Origin of the sequence: Bacillus sp. FJAT-22090 (genome assembly GCF_007676755.1) — a bacterium.
In the GTDB taxonomy this organism is placed as follows: domain Bacteria; phylum Bacillota; class Bacilli; order Bacillales_A; family Planococcaceae; genus Psychrobacillus.
Map to the genome: position 1 here is coordinate 188,451 of NZ_VEBK01000005.1, position 6,480 is coordinate 194,930.

Sequence of the window (6,480 nt, forward strand, 5' to 3'; positions counted from 1 at the left end):
ATGAAATGAACGTGAAAGGGAGACATGATTCCATGCATACTATCGTGGTAGGTGTCAATTACCGTACTGCTCCAGTTGAAATTCGAGAAAAGCTTTCATTTGTCGAAACAGAGCTTCCGAATGCAATGCAAGCATTACAAGATCAAAAAAGCATATTAGAGAATGTTATTGTATCTACTTGTAACCGTACGGAAATTTATGCGACGGTTGATCAATTACATACAGGTAAATACTATGTGAAACAGTTTTTAGCAAATTGGTTTGATATCCCGTTAGAAGACTTATCTACCTATTTATTTATTCACGAAGACAATGAAGCGAATAATCATTTGTTCCGCGTTACTGCAGGGATTGATTCGATGGTACTTGGTGAAACACAAATACTAGGGCAAGTGAAGAAAAGCTTTCTAAATGGGCAGGAAAATGGGACAACAGGTACTGTTTTCAATCAATTATTCAAACAAGCGGTGACATTTGCGAAACGTGCTCATTCAGAAACGGCTATCGGCGAAAATGCAGTTTCTGTCTCTTATGCAGCTGTTGAGCTTGGCAAGAAAATTTTCGGATCTTTAAATCACAAACATGTCGTGATCTTAGGTGCCGGTAAAATGGGTGAGCTAGCGATCCAGAACTTGCATGGTAGTGGCGCAGAAAAAGTAACAGTTATTAACCGAACTTTTGAAAAAGCAAAAGAGCTAGCCAAAAAATTTGATGGAAATGCAAAGCCGATGGACGAGCTACAATGTGCTTTATTAGAGGCAGATATTTTGATCAGTTCAACTGGCTCGACTGAGTACGTAATTGATTTAGAATTAATGCAGTTTGTAGAACGCTTACGTAAAGGAAAGCCATTGTTTATGGTAGATATTGCTGTCCCACGCGATTTAGATCCACGTATCGGTGATTTATCGAATGTGTTCTTATATGATATTGATGATTTGCAAGGCATTGTAGAAGCAAACTTAGCCGAGCGTGAGCGGGCGGCTGAGCAGATTAACCAAATGATTGAGACGGAGATTGAACAATTCAATGATTGGGTTGCTACGCTTGGAGTCGTTCCAATTATTTCAGCACTGCGTCAAAAAGCGAGTAAAATTCAAACAGAAACAATGCTTTCTATCGAAAACAAAATGCCAGATTTAACCGATAGGGAGCGAAAAATATTAAATAAGCATACAAAGTCAATCATTAACCAGCTATTAAAGGATCCTATTCTGCAAGTGAAAGAATTATCTACAACCAAAGAATCAGTTAAACAGCTTCAGATGTTCCAGCAAATCTTTGGTATTGAAGAAGATGTACAAAAGGAAGTAGCGGATCAAGCTGAAAAAGCGAAAATTAATTTAAAACAATCTATTCAATCGCAACATCTAAAAGAAAATTTATCATTTTAACGAAGTAAAAGGAGGCGTTTTGTATCTATACGGGCAACTAGTAGATATAAAAAGACGCCTTTTTTCTATGTAAAGGAGTATACTATGGCTGATTTGACGATGACAAGGCTACACGAGATAATGGTCGTCCTCCAGTCCGTTAGTCTTGTTTTTTATTTTATCGATTATTTGAATAAAGATCGTCATGCGCATCGAATTGCAGTACGGTTACTCTCCGTCGTCTGGCTGTTGCAAACGGTGTTTTTGGTTATGTATATAATCGAAACGAAGCGATTTCCGATTCTTTCATTATTTGAAGGGATATACTTTTATGCATGGCTCATTATCATATTGTCACTAGTTTTGCAAATTGTATTTCGCTTAGATTTACCGGCATTCTTTTTAAATATTATCGGATTTATCTTTATGACGATTCATACATTTGCACCTAATCAGATCCAACAATCTGCAGTTGGTGATACATTGCAGTCAGAATTATTATTTATTCATATTATGTTTGCCTTGTTAGCATACGCGGCTTTTTCATTATCATTTGTTTTTTCGACATTATATTTATTATTGTACCGCGTATTGAAAAAGAAAAAATGGACAAAGCAATTTTCTAGATTACCTTCTTTGAAACAAGCGGAAACCGGAATGACCCTATCCATTTTAGTAGGAATACCACTTTTGTTTGTAAGTCTGGTTCTTGGGTTAGAATGGGCATATGTTTCACTGGATGTATTTTCTATCGGAGATTTTAAAATTGTCAGCTCCTTTATCTTATTGGTCGTATATATGGTTGTCCTAATGTTAAGGAAGCAAGCAAGATTTACTGGAACAACCTATGCATGGGTCCATATATATGCGTTTTTATTTGTTTTAATAAATTTTTTATTAGGTAGTCAATTATCGCAATTCCATTTGTGGTATTAATTTATTGAGAAGGGTAGCGAAGTTATGCGTAAAATTATTGTAGGTTCAAGAAGAAGTAAGTTGGCTTTAACACAAACAAATTGGTTCATTCAACAAATGAAAGATATGGGTGCCCCTTTTGAGTTTGAAGTGAAAGAAATAGTGACGAAAGGCGACCAAATTTTAGATGTTACATTATCGAAAGTTGGAGGCAAGGGACTCTTCGTTAAAGAGATAGAACAAGCTTTATACGACAAAGAAATCGATTTTGCTGTTCATAGTATGAAAGACATGCCCTCTGTATTGCCACCAGGGTTAGCGATGGGGTGTACACCCAAACGAGTGGATGAGCGTGATGCGTTTATCTCAACTGGACATGTGAAGTTCAGTGATTTACCAAAAGGGGCAGTTGTTGGAACGAGCAGTTTAAGAAGAAGCGCACAGCTATTGTTGATGCGTCCTGATATCGAGATTAAATGGATTCGCGGAAATGTAGATACAAGACTCCAAAAACTTCAAAACGGTGAATATGATGCAATCATACTAGCTGCAGCAGGGTTAAAACGTCTTGGCTGGAGTGACGAAGTGGTCACGGAATACCTATCAACAGATGATTGTGTTCCTGCAGTAGGACAAGGCTCGCTTGCGATTGAGTGTAGAGAGGATGACACTGAATTACTTGCAGAACTTGCGAAGCTTTCAGATAAAGAAACTTGGGATGCTGTGCATGCTGAACGAGCGTTTTTAGCGGCAATGGATGGCGGTTGCCAAGTGCCGATAGCAGGACATGCAATTATTAACGGAGAAGAAATTACAATGACCGGCTTAGTTGCTGCCCCAGATGCCTCTATTGTATATAAAGAAGTGGTGACAGGAAAAGATGCAGTAACGGTCGGAAAAGAAGTAGCACGCCTAGTCACTGAGCAAGGAGCATACGATTTAATCCAACAAGTGAAGGCAGATTTAAATGTCTGATCGGTTGCCTTTGCAAGAGGAGTATGTCATCTTTACTGGAATACTTAGGAATTCAGATGCAGTAGATCTTACTTTGCGATTAGGCGGTAATCCAGTAATTGCCCCGCTTATATCAACAGAGGAAATTATATCAACGGCTGATGAGCAGATGCTGCTGGAAAGTAACAAGTATCATTGGTTTATATTTACCAGCCAAAGTAGCGTTCATGCATTTCATGCAAAAATAAAGCGATTTAGTATAAACCCTGAGTTTTTTCAAGCAAAAATAGCAGTTGTTGGATCACAAACAGCTGCTGCAATCAAACGAATTGGTTTTTCTGTAGACTTTACACCTACTACTTTTAGTGCGGATGTATTTGTCAAAGAATTTCCCAAGTACACTTCCCCAGATGAATCTTGTTTGTTTTTTAGAGGAAATCTAGCAAAAAATACAATTACAAACGGACTTACAAACAAAGTAGATGTATGGACCATATATGAAACAGTGGAAGTAGAAGAAAATAGAGATCAGGTTCGTGCCCTTTTAGAAGGCGGCAGAAACTGTTCACTAATTTTTACGAGCCCATCTGCTGCGAAAATGTTTCATGAGAACATTGGGATATATATAGGATATGATCGCTTTACAATCTGTGCTATTGGCCATATAACCAAAAACTATTTAGAATCATTAGGTGCCGTCGTGCATGTAATACCAGAAACATATACGCTAATCGATGTAATCAAAAAGTTAGCTAAATGGAAAGGAAGAAAACAATGACAGAATTACTATTTCAACGTCACCGTCGTTTAAGAAAAACTGCAGGAATTAGAGCAATGGTAAAAGAAACGTATTTACATAAAGAAGATTTAATCTACCCGATTTTCGTCATGGATGGGGAAAATATTAAAAACCCAGTAGCTTCTATGCCTGGCGTGTTTCAATTTTCATTAGATCGTTTAGGAGAAGAAGTAGATGAAGTAGTATCGCTCGGTATTCCCTCTGTCATTTTATTTGGACTTCCAGCAGAAAAAGATGCTGTTGGAACACAAGCATATCATGATCACGGAATTATCCAAAAAGCAATTCGTTTTATAAAAGAAAGACATCCTGAGCTAGTAGTCATTGCAGATACTTGTCTTTGTGAATTCACAGATCACGGGCATTGCGGAGTAGTCGATGAAAATGAACGCATCTTAAATGACCCTTCTTTAGACTTATTGGCAAAAACTGCGATCAGTCAGGCCGAAGCAGGTGCAGACATTATTGCTCCTTCTAATATGATGGATGGCTTTGTTACTGCTATTCGCCATGGTTTAGATAGTGCAGGCTTTGAAGATGTACCAATTATGTCTTATGCAGTGAAATATGCTTCTGCATATTATGGCCCTTTCCGTGAAGCGGCAGACGGAGCACCTAAATTTGGAGACCGTAAAACATACCAAATGGATTACTCCAATCGTATGGAGGCAATTCGCGAAGCAACTTCGGACCTTGAAGAAGGTGCAGATATGCTTATTGTAAAACCAGCACTTGCATACTTGGATATCATTCGTGATGTTAAAAATACTTTTGATACACCAATCGTTGCTTATAATGTAAGCGGAGAATATGCAATGGTAAAAGCCGCAGCAATTAATGGCTGGATAAACGAAAAAGAAACAGTATTAGAAACGTTAACAGGAATGAAACGTGCAGGAGCGGATATTATTTTAACGTATCATGCAAAAGATGTAGCACGTTGGTTGGAGGAGAAATAATGACAAAATCATATGACTTATCTAAACAAGCATTCACAGAAGCAAAAGAATTAATGCCTGGCGGTGTCAACAGCCCCGTTCGTGCGTTTAAATCAGTGGATATGGATCCTATCTTCATGAAAAGTGGAAAAGGAGCAATCTTAACAGATATTGATGGCAATGAATATATCGACTATGTATTATCTTGGGGACCTCTAATTTTAGGCCACACAGAGCCGAATGTAGTAAAAGCGATCCAAGAAGTTGCCGAAACAGGTACAAGCTTTGGTGCTTCTACATTAATAGAAAACAAACTTGCCAAACTTGTCATGGAACGCGTTCCGTCTATCGAAATGGTTCGTATGGTTTCTTCGGGTACAGAAGCGACGATGAGTGCACTTCGTTTAGCTCGTGGGTATACAGGGAAAAACAAAATATTAAAATTTGAAGGAAGCTATCATGGCCATGGAGATAGCTTGCTGATTAAAGCTGGATCTGGCGTTGCTACATTAGGTTTACCAGATAGTCCTGGTGTTCCCGAGTCCATTGCAAAAAATACAATAGCGGTACCTTATAATGATTTAGAAAGTGTACGCCACGTATTTGAAAACTTTGGGGACGATCTTGCTGCTGTTATTGTAGAGCCAGTAGCTGGAAATATGGGAGTTGTTCCTCCGCTTGAAGGTTTTTTAGAAGGGCTTCGTGAATTAACGGAGCAATATGGAACACTTTTGATATTTGATGAAGTAATGACTGGATTCCGTGTTGGTTACAATTGTGCACAAGGGTACTTCGGTGTAACTCCCGATTTAACTTGCCTAGGTAAAGTAATCGGTGGAGGGCTTCCAGTGGGAGCTTTTGGCGGAAAACGTGAAATTATGGAAATGATTGCCCCAAGCGGTCCTGTTTATCAAGCTGGAACCCTTTCCGGGAACCCTCTTGCAATGACGGCAGGTTATGAAACATTAACACGCTTAAATGAGGATTCATACAAGTATTTTATAAAGCTTGGTGATTTATTAGAAAAAGGTTTCCGTGAAGCTGCTACTAAATATAATATTCCTCATACAGTGAATCGTGCTGGATCCATGATTGGATTCTTCTTAACTAATGAAGATGTTATTAATTTTGATACAGCGAAAACATCTGATTTAGAACTATTCGCTAAATACTTCCGCTTAATGGCGGAGGAGGGTATTTACTTACCACCTTCCCAATTTGAAGGATTATTCCTTTCAAGCGCTCACACGGAGGAGCACATCGAAAAAACGGTACAAGCATTCCATACTGTATTTGAAAAACTCGCTAAGTAATCCTGAAAAGCCTTGTACATGGTGCAAGGCTTTTTTTTATAAGAGAGACATTTGGTTATGGATTTTTCCTTATGTAAATATAATGAGCCGAAAAACAATGTCGCTTTTTGGGGAAAGTGCGTCTTAGTGCGTTTGACTAGCGACCGCTATGATTTTCTCAGCAGTCGGACGCTTTCCGCCGGGTGAGC

The 6,480-nt window shown here is 38.6% G+C and carries 6 protein-coding genes; all 6 read left to right on the forward strand.

What is annotated here, in order from left to right; translation table 11 throughout:
- Positions 1-32 precede the first annotated feature (32 nt).
- A complete protein-coding gene (hemA, locus tag FS486_RS09125) occupies positions 33-1,394 on the forward strand; it encodes a glutamyl-tRNA reductase (RefSeq protein ID WP_144511023.1) in 1,362 nt (453 codons plus the stop codon).
- 84 nt (positions 1,395-1,478) lie between these two features.
- Positions 1,479-2,309, forward strand: a complete 831-nt coding sequence (locus FS486_RS09130) for a cytochrome C assembly family protein (protein ID WP_144511024.1) — start codon at positions 1,479-1,481, stop codon at positions 2,307-2,309.
- A gap of 24 nt (positions 2,310-2,333) precedes the next feature.
- Positions 2,334-3,263 (forward strand): hydroxymethylbilane synthase, encoded by a 930-nt coding sequence (hemC, locus tag FS486_RS09135; RefSeq protein ID WP_144511025.1) that lies wholly within the window; start codon positions 2,334-2,336, stop codon positions 3,261-3,263.
- Positions 3,256-4,020, forward strand: a complete 765-nt coding sequence (locus FS486_RS09140; protein ID WP_144511026.1) for a uroporphyrinogen-III synthase — start codon at positions 3,256-3,258, stop codon at positions 4,018-4,020. Before hemC ends, FS486_RS09140 begins: the two co-directional genes overlap by 8 nt.
- Positions 4,017-5,000, forward strand: coding sequence for a porphobilinogen synthase (gene hemB / locus FS486_RS09145; RefSeq protein WP_144511027.1), 984 nt, complete (start codon positions 4,017-4,019; stop codon positions 4,998-5,000). Before FS486_RS09140 ends, hemB begins: the two co-directional genes overlap by 4 nt.
- Positions 5,000-6,292: a glutamate-1-semialdehyde 2,1-aminomutase gene (hemL, locus tag FS486_RS09150; RefSeq protein WP_144511028.1), complete on the forward strand. Its 1,293-nt coding sequence runs from the start codon at positions 5,000-5,002 to the stop codon at positions 6,290-6,292. The genes hemB and hemL overlap by 1 nt, the downstream gene beginning before the upstream one ends.
- Positions 6,293-6,480: the final 188 nt, after the last annotated feature.